Source organism: Streptomyces sp. NPDC007157 (assembly GCF_040634235.1).
GTDB lineage: Bacteria > Actinomycetota > Actinomycetes > Streptomycetales > Streptomycetaceae > Streptomyces.
The window spans coordinates 122004-139891 of sequence record NZ_JBEYFE010000014.1; the positions used below are offsets into that span (position 1 = coordinate 122004).

The 17888-nt window shown below is 69.6% G+C and carries 18 protein-coding genes and 1 pseudogene; 9 read left to right on the forward strand and 10 right to left on the reverse strand.

Annotated elements, in window-relative coordinates; all coding sequences use genetic code 11:
• The 8 genes from ABZ642_RS25270 to ABZ642_RS25305 all read left to right on the forward strand — a co-directional run bounded on the left by ABZ642_RS25270 (position 1) and on the right by ABZ642_RS25305 (position 9949).
• Positions 1-864, forward strand: coding sequence for an ABC transporter permease (locus tag ABZ642_RS25270; protein WP_360488280.1), 864 nt, complete (start codon positions 1-3; stop codon positions 862-864).
• An 11-nt stretch (positions 865-875) separates the two neighbouring features.
• Positions 876-1691 carry an ABC transporter permease gene (locus ABZ642_RS25275; protein ID WP_360488283.1) on the forward strand — a complete coding sequence of 272 codons (816 nt, stop codon included), beginning with the start codon at positions 876-878 and terminating at the stop codon, positions 1689-1691.
• 57 nt (positions 1692-1748) lie between these two features.
• Complete coding sequence (locus ABZ642_RS25280; RefSeq protein WP_360488286.1) at positions 1749-2744, forward strand: LacI family DNA-binding transcriptional regulator; 996 nt, start codon at positions 1749-1751, stop codon at positions 2742-2744.
• Between the two features lie 141 nt (positions 2745-2885).
• Positions 2886-4238 carry an extracellular solute-binding protein gene (locus ABZ642_RS25285; protein WP_360488289.1) on the forward strand — a complete coding sequence of 451 codons (1353 nt, stop codon included), beginning with the start codon at positions 2886-2888 and terminating at the stop codon, positions 4236-4238.
• Between the two features lie 6 nt (positions 4239-4244).
• A complete protein-coding gene (locus ABZ642_RS25290) occupies positions 4245-5201 on the forward strand; it encodes a sugar ABC transporter permease (RefSeq protein ID WP_360488292.1) in 957 nt (318 codons plus the stop codon).
• The gene (locus ABZ642_RS25295) at positions 5198-6079 is read left to right on the forward strand and encodes a carbohydrate ABC transporter permease (RefSeq protein ID WP_360488295.1); all 882 of its coding nucleotides are present in this window, start codon (positions 5198-5200) and stop codon (positions 6077-6079) included. The genes ABZ642_RS25290 and ABZ642_RS25295 overlap by 4 nt, the downstream gene beginning before the upstream one ends.
• A 30-nt stretch (positions 6080-6109) precedes the next feature.
• On the forward strand, positions 6110-7717 hold the full coding sequence (locus tag ABZ642_RS25300) for a glycoside hydrolase family 13 protein (protein ID WP_360488298.1): 1608 nt from the start codon (positions 6110-6112) through the stop codon (positions 7715-7717).
• Positions 7718-7771: 54 nt separating this feature from the next.
• The gene (locus ABZ642_RS25305; RefSeq protein WP_360488301.1) at positions 7772-9949 is read left to right on the forward strand and encodes a discoidin domain-containing protein; all 2178 of its coding nucleotides are present in this window, start codon (positions 7772-7774) and stop codon (positions 9947-9949) included.
• On the opposite strand, the gene ABZ642_RS25310 is transcribed toward ABZ642_RS25305, so the two are convergent.
• From ABZ642_RS25310 to ABZ642_RS25325, 4 genes are read right to left on the reverse strand one after another with little or no spacing between them, the layout of a single operon-like run.
• Positions 9918-10733, reverse strand: coding sequence for an ABC transporter ATP-binding protein (locus tag ABZ642_RS25310; RefSeq protein ID WP_360488304.1), 816 nt, complete (start codon positions 10731-10733; stop codon positions 9918-9920). The genes ABZ642_RS25305 and ABZ642_RS25310 overlap by 32 nt on opposite strands.
• A 24-nt stretch (positions 10734-10757) precedes the next feature.
• On the reverse strand, positions 10758-11534 hold the full coding sequence (locus ABZ642_RS25315) for an ABC transporter permease subunit (RefSeq protein WP_360488306.1): 777 nt from the start codon (positions 11532-11534) through the stop codon (positions 10758-10760).
• A complete protein-coding gene (locus ABZ642_RS25320; protein ID WP_360488309.1) occupies positions 11531-12313 on the reverse strand; it encodes an ABC transporter permease in 783 nt (260 codons plus the stop codon). The genes ABZ642_RS25315 and ABZ642_RS25320 overlap by 4 nt, the downstream gene beginning before the upstream one ends.
• Entirely contained in the window at positions 12310-13275 is a 966-nt protein-coding gene (locus ABZ642_RS25325; RefSeq protein ID WP_360488312.1) for an ABC transporter substrate-binding protein, read from the reverse strand. Before ABZ642_RS25325 ends, ABZ642_RS25320 begins: the two co-directional genes overlap by 4 nt.
• A 238-nt stretch (positions 13276-13513) precedes the next feature.
• On the opposite strand from ABZ642_RS25325, the gene ABZ642_RS25330 reads away from it, so the two are divergent.
• The gene (locus tag ABZ642_RS25330) at positions 13514-14281 is read left to right on the forward strand and encodes an IclR family transcriptional regulator C-terminal domain-containing protein (protein ID WP_360488314.1); all 768 of its coding nucleotides are present in this window, start codon (positions 13514-13516) and stop codon (positions 14279-14281) included.
• On the opposite strand, the gene ABZ642_RS25335 is transcribed toward ABZ642_RS25330, so the two are convergent.
• From ABZ642_RS25335 to ABZ642_RS25360, 6 genes and pseudogenes are all read right to left on the reverse strand, one after another.
• Complete coding sequence (locus ABZ642_RS25335; protein WP_360488317.1) at positions 14232-15170, reverse strand: PDR/VanB family oxidoreductase; 939 nt, start codon at positions 15168-15170, stop codon at positions 14232-14234. The two genes, ABZ642_RS25330 and ABZ642_RS25335, sit on opposite strands and share 50 nt — an antisense overlap.
• A complete protein-coding gene (locus ABZ642_RS25340; RefSeq protein WP_360488320.1) occupies positions 15167-15337 on the reverse strand; it encodes a hypothetical protein in 171 nt (56 codons plus the stop codon). The genes ABZ642_RS25335 and ABZ642_RS25340 overlap by 4 nt, the downstream gene beginning before the upstream one ends.
• Positions 15334-16398: an aromatic ring-hydroxylating dioxygenase subunit alpha gene (locus ABZ642_RS25345; protein WP_360488323.1), complete on the reverse strand. Its 1065-nt coding sequence runs from the start codon at positions 16396-16398 to the stop codon at positions 15334-15336. The genes ABZ642_RS25340 and ABZ642_RS25345 overlap by 4 nt, the downstream gene beginning before the upstream one ends.
• Positions 16399-16977: 579 nt before the next feature.
• Entirely contained in the window at positions 16978-17148 is a 171-nt protein-coding gene (locus tag ABZ642_RS25350) for a hypothetical protein (protein WP_360488611.1), read from the reverse strand.
• Positions 17149-17191: 43 nt separating this feature from the next.
• Positions 17192-17305: pseudogene (locus tag ABZ642_RS25355) on the reverse strand (hypothetical protein); the annotation flags it as partial.
• Positions 17265-17810 (reverse strand): transposase family protein, encoded by a 546-nt coding sequence (locus tag ABZ642_RS25360; RefSeq protein WP_360488326.1) that lies wholly within the window; start codon positions 17808-17810, stop codon positions 17265-17267. The pseudogene ABZ642_RS25355 and the gene ABZ642_RS25360, both read right to left, overlap by 41 nt.
• Between the last annotated feature and the right edge of the window lie 78 nt (positions 17811-17888).

The window sequence follows — 17888 nt, forward strand, 5'->3', positions numbered from 1 at the left end:
ATGACCGTGCTCACCCGGACCGCGGGGGCGCTGTACCGGCGCCCCCGGCTCCGCCTCGCCCTGCTGCTGACCGCCCCGCTGCTCTGGCTGGCCGTGCTCTATCTGGGCTCGCTGGCGGTGCTGTTCGTCTCCGCGTTCTGGACGACGGACTCCTTCACCTCCGAGGTGGTGAAGGTCTGGTCGGCCGACAACTTCCACGAGCTGTTCACCACGCCGGTGTTCCGGCAGGTGATCCTGCGCAGCGTCGGCGTCGCCCTCGCGGTGACCGCCCTGTGCGCGGTGATCGCCTTCCCGGTCGCGTTCTACACCGCCCGGGTGGCCAGGCCGAGCCTGCGCCCGCTCCTGGTGGTCGCCATCCTCACCCCGCTGTGGGCGAGTTACCTGGTCAAGGTGTACGCCTGGCGGCTGATCCTGTCCGAGGGCGGCCTCGCCGACTGGCTGCTGAGGCCCTTCGGGCTGAGCGGGCCCGGCTTCGGGCTGCCGGCCACCGTGCTCGCCCTGACCTATCTGTGGCTGCCGTACATGATCCTGCCGATCCACACCGCGCTGGAGCAACTGCCGGACAACCTGCTGGACGCCTCCGCGGACCTGGGCGCCCGCGCCGGACGGACCCTCCGGTCCGTGGTGCTGCCGATGGTGCTGCCGTCGGTCGCCGCCGGGTCGGTGTTCACCTTCTCGCTCAGCCTCGGCGACTACATCACCGTGCAGATCGTCGGCGGCAAGACCCAGCTCATCGGCAACCTCGTCTACGCCAACATCGAACTCAACCTGCCCATGGCCGCCGCGCTCGCCACCGTCCCGGTCGTCGTCATCGTGCTGTACCTGCTCGCGATGCGCCGCACGGGCGCGCTGAGCAGCCTGTAGAGGAGTCCGCCGTGCAACTCTCCCGTTCCGCGCGGATCGCGGTGCGTGTCGCCGCCGGCCTCGGCTTCGCGGTGATCTACGTGCCGTTGCTGCTGGTGCTCGTCAACTCCCTGAACCCGGACCGCAGCGCGAGCTGGCCGCCGCCCGGTGTGACCACCCGCTGGTGGTCGGCCGCCTGGCACAGCTCCGGTGCCCGCGAGGCCCTGTGGACCTCGGTGAAGGCCGGGCTCGGCGCCACCGCGATCGCCCTGGTGCTGGGCACGCTGATCGCCTTCGCGGTCGCCCGGTACCGCTTCTTCGGCCGGGACGCCCTCTCCTTCGTGGTCGTCCTGCCGATCGCGCTGCCCGGCATCGTCACCGGCATCGCCCTCAACTCGGCCTTCAGCACGGTCCTTGCGCCGCTCGGCGTCGGACTCGGCCTGTTCACCGTGGTCGTCGGACACGCCACCTTCTGTGTGGTGATCGTCTTCAACAACGTGGTCGCCCGGCTGCGCCGCACCTCCGGCACCTACGAGGAGGCGGCGGCCGACCTCGGCGCCGACACCTTCCGCACCTTCGCCGACATCACCTTCCCGCTGGTGCGCTCGGCGCTGCTCGCGGGCGGACTGCTCGCCTTCGCGCTCTCCTTCGACGAGATCGTGGTCACCACCTTCACCGCGGGACCGGGCGTCCAGACCCTGCCGCTGTGGATCTACGACAACATGACCCGCCCCCAGCAGGCACCGGTGGTGAACGTGGTGGCGGCGGTGCTCGTGCTGCTGTCGGTGGTCCCGATCTACCTCGCCCAGCGGCTGTCGGCGGACACGGCCACGGGCAGCCGTGTCTGACCCCGGCTCCCCAGGCTTACGCAAACTGCTTGCGTAACTTGCGCTACGCTTGCACCCATGACGCGACGACTTGCGGAAGTGGCCAAGAAGGTCGGGGTCAGCGAGGCCACGGTCAGCCGGGTGCTCAACGGCAAGCCCGGGGTCTCCGAGGCCACCCGGCAGGCGGTGCTCTCGGCCCTTGACGTCCTCGGCTACGAGCGCCCCACCCAGCTGCGCGGCGAGCGTGCCCGGCTCGTCGGCCTGGTCCTGCCCGAGCTGCAGAACCCCATCTTCCCGGCCTTCGCCGAGGTCATCGGCGGCGCGCTCGCCCAGCTCGGGCTCACCCCGGTGCTGTGCACCCAGACCAAGGGCGGGGTCTCCGAGGCGGACTATGTGGAGTTGCTGCTGCAACAGCAGGTCTCCGGTGTCGTGTTCGCCGGCGGTCTTTTCGCCCAGGCCGACGCACCGCACGACCACTACCGGCTGCTCGCCCACCGCAACATCCCGGTGGTGCTGATCAACGCGGCCATCGACCATCTCGGCTTCCCCGCCGTGTCCTGCGACGACGCCGTGGCGGTGGAACAGGCCTGGCGGCACCTCGCCTCCCTCGGCCACGAGCGGATCGGACTCGTCCTCGGCCCCGCCGACCACATGCCGTCGGCCCGCAAGCTGGCCGCCGCGCGCACGATGGGCGACCTCCCGGACGCGAGCGTCGCCCGGGCCATGTTCTCGATCGAGGGTGGTCACGCGGCCGCCACGCGCCTCATCGACCAGGGCGTCACCGGGATCATCTGCGCCAGCGACCCCCTGGCGCTGGGAGCGATCAGGGCGGCCCGTCGCAAGGGCCTGGACGTCCCGTCCCAGGTGTCGGTCGTCGGCTACGACGACTCCGCGTTCATGAACTGCACCGAACCCCCGCTCACCACCGTCCGCCAGCCCATCGAGGCCATGGGCCGGGCCGCCGTCGAGCTGCTGAACGCTCAGATCGGCGGCACGGTCGTCCCGGCGGAGGAGCTGCTGTTCGAGCCGGAGCTGGTCGTCAGGGGGTCGACCGCGCAAGCGCCGAAAGCCTGAGAGTCAACAGATCCCATCTGCTGTCGAATAATTACAGATTCTGCGCGACATCTTGCGCGGCAGTGCTGCCGGTGCTTGAGTGTGCGGCGCCCACCGGTCCCGGTGCGGCGCCCAACTGCTCCTGTTCTGGGGGGTCCACCGATGTCCAGCACCGGGTTCCGCCGTGCTCTCGTCGCGATAGGTGTCTGTTCGTCCCTTGCGCTCTCGGCCTCGGCCTGCGGGTCGGGCGACGACGACGCGGGGAGCGGCAAGACGCGCATCACCGTCAACTGCGAGCCGCCGAAGAGCGCCAAGGTCGACCGTTCGTTCTTCGATCAGGACACCGCCGACTTCGAGAAGAAGAACCCGGACATCGACGTCGTCATGCACGACGCGTTCCCCTGCCAGGACCCGAAGACCTTCGACGCCAAGCTCGCCGGCGGCCAGATGGAGGACGTCTTCTACACGTACTTCACCGACGCCAAGCACGTCGTGGACATCAACCAGGCGGCCGACCTCACGCCGTACCTCAAGGACCTGAAGAGCTACGACACCATCCAGAAGCAGCTGCGGGACATCTACACCGTGGACGGCAAGGTCTACGGCATCCCGCGCACCGGATACAGCATGGGCCTGATCTACAACCGCGCGCTCTTCCAGAAGGCCGGTCTCGACCCCGACAAGCCGCCGGCGACCTGGGAAGAGGTCCGCGCCGACGCCAAGAAGATCGCCGCCCTCGGCAACGGCACCGTCGGATACGCCGACTACAGCGCGCAGAACCAGGGCGGCTGGCACTTCACCGCCGAGCTGTACTCGCAGGGCGGCGACGTCGTCTCCGCCGACGGCAAGACGGCGACCGTCGACACCCCCCAGGGCCACGCGGTCCTGCAGAACCTGCACGACATGCGCTGGACCGACAACACCATGGGCAGCAAGCAGTTGCTGATCCTCAACGACGTCCAGCAGATGATGGGTTCGGGCAAGCTCGGCATGTACCTCTCCGCCCCGGACAACATCCCGATCCTGGTCAAGGAGAAGGGCGGCAACTACAAGGACCTCGCCCTCGCCCCGATGCCCGGCGGCCAGGGCACCCTCATCGGCGGCGACGGCTACATGTTCAACAAGAAGGACACCCCGGCACAGATCAAGGCCGGCCTCAAGTGGCTCGACTCCATGTTCCTCACCCCCGGTGACGGCTTCCTCGGCGACTACGCCCGCGCCAAGAAGAACAACGCACCCGTCGGCCTGCCCGAGCCGCGGCTGTTCACCGGCGCCGCCGACGCCAAGGACCAGCAGGTCAAGAAGGCCAACGCCAACGTCCCGGTGGAGAACTACCAGGCGTTCCTGGACGGCAACCAGTCCCTCCAGATGAAGATCGAGCCGCCCGACGCCCAGCAGATCTACTCCGTCCTCGACGGCGCCGTCTCCGCCGTCCTCACCAAGAAGGACGCCGACATCGACCAGCTCCTCAAGGACGCCAACGAGAAGATCGCCGGCATCCTGGCCCGGGGCTGACCCGCGATGAACAAGACGGCCGAGCGCCGACCTGCCCCGGCGGCGGTCGGCGCCCGACAGGCCCCGGCGCCGTCCCCGGCAGGGGACCGGAGGCGGCGCCGGTTCCTCGACCAGGCCCGTGCCTACGGGTTCCTGCTCGGCGGACTGATCTGCTTCGCCCTGTTCTCCTGGTACCCGGCGATCCGCGCGGTCGTGATCGCCTTCCAGAAGTACACGCCCGGCTCGTCCCCGGAATGGGTCGGCACCGCCAACTTCACCCGGGTCCTGCACGACCCCGAGTTCTCGGCGGCCTGGCGCAACACCCTCACCTTCACGCTGCTGGCGCTGCTGATCGGCTTCGCGATCCCGTTCGTACTCGCGCTGGTCCTCAACGAGCTGCGGCACGCGAAGGCGTTCTTCCGGGTCGTGGTCTACCTCCCGGTGATGATCCCGCCGGTGGTCAGCGCCCTGCTGTGGAAGTGGTTCTACGACCCGGGGGCCGGCCTCGCCAACGAGACGCTGCGCTTCCTGCACCTGCCCACCTCGAACTGGTCCAACGGCGCCGACACCGCGCTCGTCTCCCTGGTCATCGTGGCCACCTGGGCCAACATGGGCGGCACCGTCCTGATCTACCTGGCCTCCCTGCAGTCCATCCCCGGCGAGCTCTACGAGGCCGCCGAACTGGACGGCGCCAATCTCCTGCAGCGCATCAGGCATGTGACGATCCCGCAGACCAGGTTCGTCATCTTGATGCTGATGCTCCTCCAGATCATCGCCACCATGCAGGTGTTCACCGAGCCGTTCGTCATCACGGGCGGCGGCCCGGAGAACGCCACGGTCACCGTGCTCTACCTCATCTACAAGTACGCGTTCCTCTACAACGACTTCGGCGGCGCCTGCGCCCTCAGCGTCATGCTCCTGGTGCTGCTCGGTGTCTTCTCCGCCGTCTACCTGCGGCTGACCCGCTCCGGGGAGGACGGATGAGCAGCGCCACCCGAACCCTGATCTCCCCGGCGACCCTGGCCCGCCCGCGCGGGAAGGCGATCTACTGGACCGTCTTCACCGGTGTCGTCCTGCTCTTCGCGCTCGCCTTCCTGTTCCCCGTGTACTGGATGGTGACCGCCGCGATGAAGTCCCCGGACGAGGTCGCCCAGACCCCGCCCACCCTCATCCCCAAGCACCTGCACCTGACCGGGTACACCGACGCCTGGGACCTGATGCAGCTGCCCCAGCACCTGTGGAACACGGTGGTGCAGGCGGCCGGTGCCTGGGCCTTCCAGCTGGTGTTCTGCACGGCCGCCGCCTACGCCCTGTCGAAACTGAAGCCGGCCTTCGGCAAGGTGGTCCTCGGCGGGATCCTGGCCACTTTGATGGTCCCGGCCCAGGCCCTGGTCGTTCCCAAGTACCTGACCGCGGCCGACCTGCCGTTCATCCACACCAGCCTGCTCAACGACCCGCTCGGCATCTGGCTCCCGGCCGTCGCCAACGCCTTCAACCTCTATCTCCTCAAGCGGTTCTTCGACCAGCTACCGCGTGACGTGCTGGAGGCCGCCGAGATCGACGGCGCCGGAAAGCTGCGCATCCTGTGGTCGGTGGTGCTGCCCATGTCCCGCCCGGTGCTCGGGGTGGTGTCGATCTTCGCCCTGGTCGCGGTGTGGCAGGACTTCCTGTGGCCGCTGATGGTCTTCTCGGACACCGACAAGCAGCCCATCAGTGTGGCCCTGGTCCAGCTGTCGCAGAACATCCAGCTCACCGTGCTCATCGCCGCGATGGTGATCGCCAGCATTCCGATGGTCGCGCTGTTCCTCGTCTTCCAGCGGCACATCATCGCCGGGATCAGCGCGGGCAGCACCAAGGGCTGACGCCCTTCCTCCGACAGAAAGGCACGCACAGTGGGACAGCCCAGCCATGCCCCGAAGGACCTCGACTGGTGGCGTTCCGCCGTCATCTACCAGGTGTACGTCCGCAGCTTCGCGGACGGCGACGGCGACGGCACCGGCGACCTCGCGGGCGTCCGCGCCAAGCTGCCGTACCTCGCCGAACTGGGCGTGAACGCCCTCTGGTTCAACCCCTGGTACCTGTCACCGCTGAAGGACGGCGGCTACGACGTCGCCGACTACCGGGCCATCGACCCGGCGTTCGGCACCCTCGCCGAGGCCGAGAAGCTCATCGCGGAGGCGGGGGAGCTGGGCATCCGGACGATCGTGGACATCGTCCCCAACCACGTCTCCGACCAGCACCCCTGGTTCCAGGCGGCGTTGGCGGCCGGCCCGGGCAGCCCCGAGCGCGAGCTGTTCCACTTCCGCCCGGGGCGTGGCGAGCACGGCGAACTCCCGCCCAACGACTGGCCGTCACAGTTCCTCGGCTCCACCGAACCGGTGTGGACCCGGCTGCCCGACGGCGACTGGTACCTGCACCTGTTCACCCCCGAGCAGCCCGACCTCAACTGGGCCCACCCGGCCGTCCGCCAGGAGCACGAGGACATCCTGCGGTTCTGGTTCGAGCGGGGCGTCGCCGGTGTCCGCATCGACTCCGCCGCCCTGCTCGCCAAGGACCCGGACCTGCCCGACCTGGCCACGGAACCGCGGCCGCACCCGTTCGTCGACCGCGACGACCTGCACGACGTCTACCGCGCGTGGCGCGCGGTCGCCGACGCCTACGACGGGGTCTTCGTCGGTGAGGTCTGGCTCCCCGACGCCGAGCGCTTCGCCCGCTACCTCCGCCCCGACGAACTGCACACCGCCTTCAACTTCTCCTTCCTGTCCTGCCCCTGGGACGCCGGCCGGCTGCGGACGTCGATCGACACCACGCTCGCCGAGCACGCCCCCGTCGGCGCGCCCGCCACCTGGGTGCTGTGCAACCACGACGTGACCCGTACGGTCACCCGCTACGGCCGCGAGGACACCGCCTTCGACTTCGCGACCAAGGCCTTCGGCACCCCCACGGACCTGGAGCTCGGCACCCGCAGGGCCCGCGCGGCCGCGCTGCTCTCCCTGGCGCTGCCCGGTGCGGTGTACGTGTACCAGGGGGAGGAGCTGGGGCTGCCCGAGGCCGAGATCCCGGCGGACCGCATCCAGGATCCGATGTACTTCCGGTCGGGCGGCACCGATCCCGGCCGGGACGGCTGCCGGGTGCCGATGCCCTGGGCCGCCGACCTGCCGTACGCGGGATTCGGTTCGCGCGAGGAGCCGTGGCTGCCGCAGCCGGCCGGGTGGGCCTCCTACGCGGCCGACCGCCAGCAGGACGACGGCGACTCCATGCTCAGCCTCTACCGTCGCGCCATCGCCGCCCGCCCGCTCTTCGGGTCCGGCCCGCTGACCTGGCTGCCCGCTCCCGAGGGGGTCCTCGCCTTCACCCGCGCGGAGGGTGCGATCTGCGTGGTCAACCTCGCCCCCGACCCCGTCGAACTCCCCGCCCACCGCGAACTTCTGCTCACCAGCGGCCCGTTGGACGGCACGGGCCGTCTGCCGCAGGACACGGCGGCCTGGCTGACGACCTGAGCCGCCGGTACCGCTCGTGCTATCCCCCTCCCCCCACCCCGAAGGGATCAGCAGATGCACCGCACCACAGCCAGAACTGTCAGGAGCATGCCAGCCGTGGCGACCGCTGTCGCGCTCGCCGCCGGCATGCTCGTCGCCGTCGCGCCCGCCGCCCACGCGGCCGCGGGCGCGAGCCTGCCCTTCACCTCGGTCGAGGCGGAGGCGGCGACCACCACCGGCACCAGGATCGGCCCGGACTACACCCAGGGCACCCTCGCCTCCGAGGCCTCGGGACGCCAGGCCGTGCGCCTCACCTCCGGACAGCGGGTCGAGTTCACCGCGCCCCAGGCGTCCAACGCCGTGAACGTCTCCTACAGCGTCCCGGACGGCCAGTCGGGCACGCTCGCCGTGTACGTCAACGGGGTCAGACTGGCGAAGACCCTGACCGTCACCTCCAAGTACTCCTACGTCGACACCGGCTGGATCGCCGGCGCCAAGCAGCACCACTTCTTCGACAACGCCCGGCTGCTGCTCGGCCAGAACATCCAGGCGGGTGACAAGGTCGCCTTCGAGTCCACCGGCACCCAGGTCACCGTCGACGTGGCCGACTTCGAGCAGGTGGCCGGGGCCGCCACCCAGCCCGCCGGGTCGGTCTCCGTCACCTCCAAGGGCGCCGACCCCAGCGGCAACGGCGACTCCACCCAGGCCTTCCGGGACGCCATCGCCGCCGCCCAGGGCGGGACGGTGTGGATCCCGCCGGGCGACTACAAGCTCACGTCCTCCCTGAGCGGCGTGCAGAACGTCACCCTCCAGGGCGCCGGCGGCTGGTACTCGGTGGTGCACACCTCGCGCTTCATCGACCAGTCCAGCTCCTCTGGGAACGTCCACATCAACAACTTCGCGGTGATCGGCGAGGTCACCGAACGTGTCGACTCCAACCCGGACAACTTCGTCAACGGATCCCTGGGGCCGAACAGTTCGGTCTCCGGGATGTGGATCCAGCACCTCAAGTGCGGCTTCTGGCTGACGGGCAACAACGACAACCTGGTCGTCGAGAACAACCGCATCCTCGACACCACCGCCGACGGCCTCAATCTCAACGGCACCGCCCACGGCGTCCAGGTCCGGGGCAACTTCCTGCGCAACCAGGGCGACGACTCCCTGGCCATGTGGTCGCTGTACTCGCCGGACACCAACTCCAGCTTCACCGGCAACACCATCTCCCAGCCGAACCTGGCCAACGGCATCGCCATCTACGGCGGCACCGACATCACCGTGCGGAACAACCTGATCTCCGACACCAACGCGCTGGGCAGCGGCATCGCCATCTCCAACCAGAAGTTCGCCGACCCGTTCTCACCGCTGTCCGGGACGATCACCGTCGACGGCAACACGCTGGTCCGCACGGGCGCGATCAACCCCAACTGGAACCACCCGATGGGCGCCCTGCGCGTCGACTCCTACGACAGCGCCATCAACGCCACCGTCAACATCACCAACACCACGATCACCGACAGCCCGTACAGCGCCTTCGAGTTCGTCTCCGGCGGCGGCCAGGGATACCCGGTCCGGAACGTCAACGTGACCGGCGCGACCGTGCGGAACACCGGGACGGTCGTGGTGCAGGCCGAGGCGCAGGGCGCCGCCACCTTCCGCAACGTCACCGCCACCGGTGTCGGCGCCGCCGGCATCTACAACTGCCCCTACCCGGCGAACTCCGGCTCCTTCGCGCTGACCGACGGCGGGGGCAACTCCGGCTGGGCCGGCACCTGGTCGGACTGCTCCAGCTGGCCGCAGCCCGGCACCGGCAACCCCGACCCGGACCCCGGCCGCAACCTCGCCAAGGGCCGCCCGGCGACCGCCACCGGCTCGCAGGACGTGTACACGCCCGGCAAGGCGGTCGACGGCGACGCCAACAGCTACTGGGAGTCCGCCAACAACGCCTTCCCGCAGTCGCTGACCGTCGACCTCGGCTCCTCCTACGCGGCCCGCCGGCTGGTGCTGAAGCTGCCGCCGTCCTCGGCCTGGAGCGCGCGCACCCAGACCGTCACCGTGCTGGGCAGCACCGACGGCTCGAACTACTCGACCGTCGTGGGCTCCACCGGCTACCGGTTCGACCCGGCCACCGGCAACACCGTCACCGTCGCCCTGCCCGGCAGCACCGACCTGCGTTATCTGCGGCTGACCGTCACCGCCAACAACGGCTGGCCGGCCGCACAGTTCAGCGAGGTGGAGGCGTATCTGACGTCGTGACCTCCGCCGCCCGGGGAGCTCCGCGTTTCGCCGCCTGGATCTGCTCGTAGACATGGGTGCGCAGTTCGGCGAAGCGCGGGGCGACCCGGGTGTGCAACTGGTCGCGCCGGTCCGGCAGATCGACCTTCAGCTGTTCCTGCACGACGGTCGGGGAGGCCGACAGGACGATCACCCGCTCGCCCAGATAGACCGCCTCGTCGATGTCGTGGGTGACGAACAGGATCGTGATCCCGCGCTCCCGCCACAGCCCGCGGACCAGATCCTCCAGATCGGCCCGGGTCTGGGCGTCGACGGCGGCGAACGGCTCGTCCATCAGCAGGACCCGGGGTTCGTAGGCGAGGGCCCGTGCGATCGCGACCCGCTGCTGCATACCGCCCGAGAGCTGCCAGGGATAGGCGCCGGCGGCGTCCGCGAGGCCGACCGATGCCAGCGCGTCGGAGACCAGCTCCCTGCGCCGCTCCCGCGTCAACCGCTTCTGCTTCAGAGGGAGTTCCACGTTCTCGGCGACCCGCATCCAGGGGAACAGGCTGCGGCCGTACTCCTGGAAGACGAACGCCATCCCGGGCGGCGGCCCGGTCACCTTCCGCCCCTCCAGGAGGACTTCACCACCGGTCGGGGTGAGCAGGCCGCCCATGCACTTGAGCAGAGTGGTCTTGCCGCAGCCCGACGGGCCGACGAGACAAACGAGTTCACCGGCCTCCACGGTGAAGGTGAGATCCCGCACCGCCTCGATGCGGCGGCCGGAACCGTCGTAGACCTTCTTCAGGCCGCGTACGTCGAGCATGGACCGCCCCTTCACGATGCGCACTCAGGACCGCCGGGTTGTCGCGCGCAGCCCGTGGTACCAGCCGAGCACCCGCCGCTCGACCAGCTGGAAGACCACCGAGAGCGCGAAGCCGAGCAGGCCCAGCAGCAGGATCCCGGTCCACATGTCGGGGATCGCGAAGCCGCGCTGGAACTGCACGATGGTGAAGCCGAGCCCGTTGCTGGCCGCGAACATCTCGCTGATGACCATCAGGATGATCCCGATCGACAGCGCCTGCCGCAGGCCCGCGAAGATCTGCGGACTCGCCGAACGCAGCACCAGCGTACGCAGCCGGGTCACGCCCGTGATGCCGTAGGAACGGGCCGTCTCCGCCATCACCGGGTCCACCGCCCGTACGCCCTCGACGGTGTTGAGCAGGATCGGCCAGACGCAGCCGCTGGCGATCACCACGATCTTCATGGAGTCGCCGATGCCGGCGAACAGCATGATGACCGGGACGAGGACGGGCGGCGGCACCGCCCGCAGGAATTCGAGGACGGGTTCGCAGACCGCCCGCACCCGCCGGTAGGAGCCGACGACCGTGCCCAGCCCGATGCCCAGCACAGCCGCCGTGGCGTAGCCGGCGAGCAGCCGCAGCACACTGCGCAGCAGGTCGTCGCGGAGCCGCTGCCCCGTCCAGACGTCCGGGAAGGTCTTCAGGATGGTGCGCAGCGGCGGCCAGTAGACGTTCGTACTGCCGTCGGAGGCCACCCACCACAGCGTGAGCAGCAGCACGGGCAGGGCCAGCAGGTACACCGCCGTGAGCAGCAGCCGCCTCACACCGTCACCTCCCCGCGCACCGACTGGTGCCAGGCCAGCGCCCGCCGTTCCACCGAGCGGGCACCCACGTTGATGAGCAGGCCCAGCAGACCGGTGACCACGATCAGGGCGTACATGTCCGGCACCGCCTGCGAGGTCTGCGCGACGGCGATCTGCTGGCCCAACCCCGGCGCCCCGATGACCAGTTCGGCGGTGATGGTGAGGATCAGGGCGACCGCGGCGGCCAGCCGGACACCGGTCATCACGTACGGCAGCGCGGTCGGCCACAGCACATGACGGACCCGGGCCCAGGTACCGAGTCCGTACGACCGTGCCGTCTCCTCGGCGACCGGGTCGACGTCCTGGACGCCGTACATCACCTGGATCAGGACCTGCCAGAAGGAGGCGTACACGACGAGCAGCAGGACCGAGCGGAGTTCGGTGCCGTAGAGCAGGATCGCGAGGGGGATCAGGGCGACCGAGGGGATCGGGCGGAGGAACTCGACCGTGGAGGCGGTGGCCTCGCGCAGGTGCGGGACGACCGAGAGGACGACGCCCGCCACGATGCCGGCGCCGACCGCGACGGCCAGGCCGACCGCCCAGCCGGTGAGGGTGTCGCCGAGCGCCGACCAGAAGGCCCCGTCGGCGAGTTCGGTGCCGAGGGCGCGGGCGATCCGGCTGGTCGGCGGGAAGTAGTCCGCCTTGACCAGACCGAGCCGCGGCACCGCCTCGCCGAGGGCGAGGAAGGCCGCGAGCCCGGCCGCCCCGAGTGCGGTGTTCAGTCCCTTCGCTTCGCTCACGGCAGCAGCTTGTCCAGGTCGGGTGCCGTCTTGAAGAGGCCGTCCTGCTCGCTCAGCTTCTCCAGGGTGTCGATCGACGAACGGTTCGGGTCGGCCGGCCACTTCGGCAGGGTCACCGCGGCCAGCACGTCCGCGGGGGTCTTGGTGTAGGTGGTGACGATCTGCCGGACCTCGTCCGGGTGCGCGTCCGCGTAGGCCAGCGACTCGGCCGTCGCCTCCTGGAACTTCTTCACGACGTCGGGGTTCTTCTGCGCGTACGACGTCGAGGTGAAGTACATGGCCACGGTGAGGTTCTTCGCCACGTCGACCAACGGTGAGGCGATCTCGGTGGCGCCCTGGAGCTTCATGGTGGCGAGCGCCGGCTCGACCGCCATCGCCGCGTCGATCTGCCCCTTGTCGAGCGCGGCCGGCATCTGGTCGAAGGCCAGCTCGACGAAGCTCACCTTGCCGGGGTCGCCGCCCGCCTTGCGCACCGACTCGCGCACCGCGGTCTCGTTGATGTTCTTCAGCGTGTTGACGGCGACCTTCTTGCCCTCCAGCTGCTTCGCCGAGGTGATGTCGCGGCCCTTCTTCACGACGAGCCCGCCGAAGTCCTTGCCCGCCACGCCCGTCGAGGCCACGCCGTTCGCGATCGCCCGCACCGGCACGTTGTTGGACTGGGCGATCATCAGCGAGGTCATGTTGCTGAAGCCGAACTGGAACTGACCGCTCGTCACACCCGGCACGACGGCCGCGCCGCCCTGCGCGAGCGTCATCGACAGCTTCAGACCGCGCTTGCTGTAGAAGCCCTCCTTCTGCCCGAGGTAGAGGGGGGCCACGTCGACGATGGGGATGATGCCCACCTTGACGGTGGTGGTGCCGCCCGACGAGGACGATGTGGACGACGAGCCCCCGGAGGAGCCACAGGCCGCCGTGGTGAGCAGGGCGGTGCCGGCCGCGAGACCGGCGAGCAGACGACGCATGGGCTCCTCCTGTGCAGACAACGGTGTTCCGACAGGGTGTGCGCTGTGCGCACAGTAGTGCTCGGGTGGTGCTCAGCGGGAAGGTAGAACCGGCCGGACAACCCGGTCAATGGGTTTAGCTGACAAAATTGTTGACAGTTATCGAACCGCGCTCTCACCGTGTTCTCCGTGTCGAACCGTCACACCGCGAGGTGACGTGACGGACCGTGACGGGACGAGTCGGACCGGGGAGGCGCCGATGTCGAGTGATGCCCGTGTACCTGATGCCCGCGCACCGCACTTCGTGAGGTCGTTCGAGCGCGGCCTGGCGGTGATCCGCGCCTTCGACGCCGAGCATCCCGCGCGCACCCTCAGCGAGGTGGCCCGCGCCTGCGACCTGACCAGGGCCGCCGCCCGCCGGCTGCTGCTCACCCTGGCCGACCTGGGCTACGTCCACTCGGACGGCCGCCGGTTCCGCCTCACCCCACGCGTCCTGGAACTCGGCTACGCCTACCTCTCCGGCCTCGACCTGCCGAGCCTCGCGCAGCCGCATCTGGAGCAACTCGCCGCGCTGGCGGGGGAGTCGGCCTCACTCTGTGTGCTGGACGCAGCGGCGGTCGTGCATGTCGCGACGGCCCCGGCCCGACGGGTGATGGCGGCGACCGTGGCGGTGGGGGTGCGCTGCCCGGCCCACCGCACGGCGGCGGGGGTGGTGCTGCTCGCCCACGCCGCCGAGCCCGGCGTACCCGGCCCGCCTGGCGCGGAGTTGATACTCCGTCAGGGATATGCCCTGAAAGAGGACGACCTGGAGGACGGCGTCAGAACACTGGCCGCCCCGGTGCGGAACCGGAGCGGCCAGGTGGTGGCCGGGGTGGCACTGGCGGTGCACTCCGGCCGGATGTCCACCGCCGCGGTCCGCCGCGACCTGCTGGCGCCGCTGCTCGCGGCGGTGGCGCGGATCGAGGCGGACCTGCGGATCACAGATCGAGCACCAGGCGCTCCCCTCGGCACCGCGACACACAGATGAGCATGGTCTCCCCGGCCGCCCGCTCCTCCTCGGAGAGCACCGAGTCCCGGTGGTCCGGGTCGCCTTCGAGGACATCCGTCTCGCACGTCCCGCAGGTGCCCTCGGTACAGGAGTAGAGCACCTCGACCCCGGCGGCCCGGACGCTGTCGAGCACGGAGACCCCGGGTGCGACGGTGAGGGTACGGCCGCTCCGGGCCAGGACGACCTCGAACTCGCCGTCCTCGCCCGCCTGTCGGGCCTTCGGCCGGAACCGCTCCACCCGCAGGACGCCCGCCGGGCAGTGCTCCTCCACCGCGTCCAGCAGCGGCTCCGGACCGCAGCAGTACACGAGGGTGCCGTCCGGGACGTCGTCCAGTACCGGGCCGAGGTCCAGCAGCCCGGTCTCGTCCTGCGGGGCGACGGTGACCCGCTCCCCGCCGTAGCGCGCCAGTTCGCCGGTGAACGCCATGGACCGCCGGGTCCGGCCGCCGTACAGCAGGGTCCACTCGGCGCCCGCGGCCACGGCGGCGGCCAGCATCGGCAGGATCGGGGTGATGCCGATGCCGCCCGCGACGAACCGGTAGCGCGGGGCCGGCTCCAGCCGGAAGTGGTTGCGCGGGCCGCGTACCCACACCTTGTCGCCGACGCCCAACCGCTCGTGGACGAAGGCGGATCCGCCCCGTCCGCCGGGTTCCCGCAACACCGCGACGCGCCATCCGGAACGGTCCCCGGGATCCCCGCACAGCGAGAACTGCCACTCCAGCCCGGGCCCGAGCACGACATCGACATGCGCCCCCGGTTCCCAGCGCGGAAGTTCCTCGCCGAGGGGATGCCGAAGGGTGAGGGAGACGACCCCGTCGGCCGCCGACACCCTCGCGCCGACGACCAGTTCGGCTTCGTACAGGCTCATGTCGTGCGCTCCGGGGGCTGGTGTCCCTCGGGGTGGCCGAGCATCCACTCCCACATCTCGACCGGGTCCTGCGCGGTGTGCTCGGCCCCGCAGTGACAGGTGCCGTGCAGCACGTCGGTGCCCGGCAGCCAGTCGACGCGGTAGACCTCACCGGTCGGGGTGTTCACAGGACCTTCTCCACGGGCTTGTCGCCCTCCTCGGCCAGCCGGGCGAGGATCCGGCGGGCGGCGAGACCGCCGGTGTCGATGTTGATGCTCAGCTCCTGGTAGCCGGCCCGCTCCGAACCCAGCGTCCGCTGCAGGAGGTTGAGGGCGTCCACGTCCTGCATGACCACCGTGTGGTTGTTGTTCCGCAGGAAGTCGGTGACCTCGGTGTCGTCGGTCGCCCAGTCCCGGGAGACCATCCAGAAGTCGTACACCCTGCCGTCCGAGGACGGGGTGATCGCGTAGGTGATCTCGGTGTGGAAGCCGTTCGGGTCGCTGCCGTCGGCCTCGGGCACCACGCCGGCCGGTGCGATCCGGCTGTGCAGCAGGTACAGGCAGGGCGCGTGGTACTCGATGTCCTGCCAGCGGGTGATCCGGCCCTCGATCCCGGTCGAACGGGCGTAGAACGGCGGGCACTCGGCGTCGTCCATGTGCCGGCTGACCCGCACGACCCCGGCGCCCTCGTCGACCTCCGTGGTGATCGGCGTCTCGGCGACCTCCGGGGTGCCTATGTAGCCGCCGTGCAGGTAGGTCTCGTGGGAGAGGTCGAGGAGGTTGTCGACGAGGAGGCCGTAGTCCGCGTCGATGGGCTCCATGCCCCGTACGGTCGTCCAGCCCGGGGCGTCGAGGTGCCGGGCCCGCGGGATGGCGTCCGGATCGGCGAGCCCGGGGTCGCCGATCCAGACCCAGACCAGGGAGTCCTGCTCGACCACCGGGTAGGAGGCGACCCGGGCGGTGCGCGGGATGCGTTTCTGCCCCGGCACGTACACGCAGGCGCCGGTGCGGTCGTAGGTGAACCCGTGGTACCCGCACACGATCCGGTCACCGTCGAGCCCGCTCTCCGACAGCGGGTAACGCCGGTGCACACAGCGGTCGTTGAGGGCGACGGGACGGCCGTCCTCCTCGGTGCGGTAGAACACGAGCGGTTCCCCGAGAACCGTCCGCCCGAGCAACTCCCGCCCGACCTCGTGACTGTGGGCGGCGACGTACCACTGGTTCCTGGCAAAAGCGGTGATGTGCGGCATGGTGTTCGGCTCCCGTCTTTGGGTCGTGGCGACATCGTCGGGACGGGCTGTGCGAGGGCGCAATACGGCTTCCGTGTCACGGAAGAGTGCTTGGAAACTCCCTGGTGGGAGCGCTGATGCGAGGCACTGTGCCGCTGCGCGCCGACAAGAAAGACAGCAGTCATGCCGTCTGCCCGCGGTGACGGGCGCGTTCATCGGTGACCATCTCATTGAGATATATGTCCGTTTTATTGCTTCTCTGGCACTTCTTTGGCGGCATACGGCTGGTACAGCGGCAGAAGTTGTATATCTGCAGATCAAGAAGGAGCGTTGCTCTGATCGGAGGCTTCCGGGGCGAATCCGGGTCGAATTCGCCCGCGCGGGGTGTTTTCGCAGGTCACGGTCGTGTTTGGAAGGCGTAACCGGGTGACTGTGAAAGTGGTCGCTGAACCGTGCGGTCTGGGCTGCAGTCGCAAGCAGGTTCTTGGTCTGCTGGTGGTACGGACTCAACACCTCGTTGACCAGCGGAAACGGCAGATGTTGAGGCCCGAGAGGCGGTGTTGGCCCGCGTGTGGTCCGGATCTTGAGTGTCACCGCCACTCAAATGATCTTCAGCTCTTTCGGCGGCTGGACCACCTCGGGCTCCACCTCCCCGTGGTCGGGGCTGGAGGCCGAGCCGGGAGGCGATTCGGCCAGGCGGGAGCGATGGGTGTTGACCGTCTTCTCGACTGCCTGGCCGAGGTTGGCCCAAAGGGTGATACCGATCCGCAACCTGCTCGGCCTGCGGCGCCCCGACCCGGGCGCCCTCCCCGTAACCGCTGGAACGGTCCCGGCAAATAACCCTCACCTCGGGGTGACCGCGGAGCCAGGCGGCCAGGTCCTCGCCGTCACGGCAGTCGTAGAGGTACAGCGGCCGGTGGGTGGCCATGTCGATCAAAACCGTAGTGGCGGCCCTTGCGGAAGGCGAAGTCGTCGACACCGAGGATCTCCACCTTGCCGACCTCCGGCTCGGGCAGCGACCTGACCAGCCGCAACAGCGTGTCCTTCCCCACAGTGAGGCCGCCCACGGCCGCCAGGCGGGCCCCTGCCCGGCCGGCCAGAGCCAGCCCGATCTGCGTCAACACCCCACGCAGCAGCGGGGTATGCCGACTGTGCGGGGTGGTCAGTCCCGCGATTTGCTCGGCGAACGTCACCGCCGTGCACGCAGGGTTCTCGCAGCGGAAGCGACGCACGCATAACTCGATCACGACACCGAGCCCGCCCACGGGGACATCACGCAGCCTGCGTACGTACCGACCGTGCACCCGGGCCGAGCTATGGCCGCACCGACAGCAGCCAGTCATCGCCCGCACCCGCGTTCTCAGCACTACCTGGTTAGGTCGCCGCTCGACCTCCTCGATCAGCAACGCAGACAAGTACGGAAACAGCTCCAAGAGCACATCATGAGAGCACGCGATGCATGATCGCGAACAGTCGGCACGAGCTGCTCAGCCGCCCGGATCACAAGATCG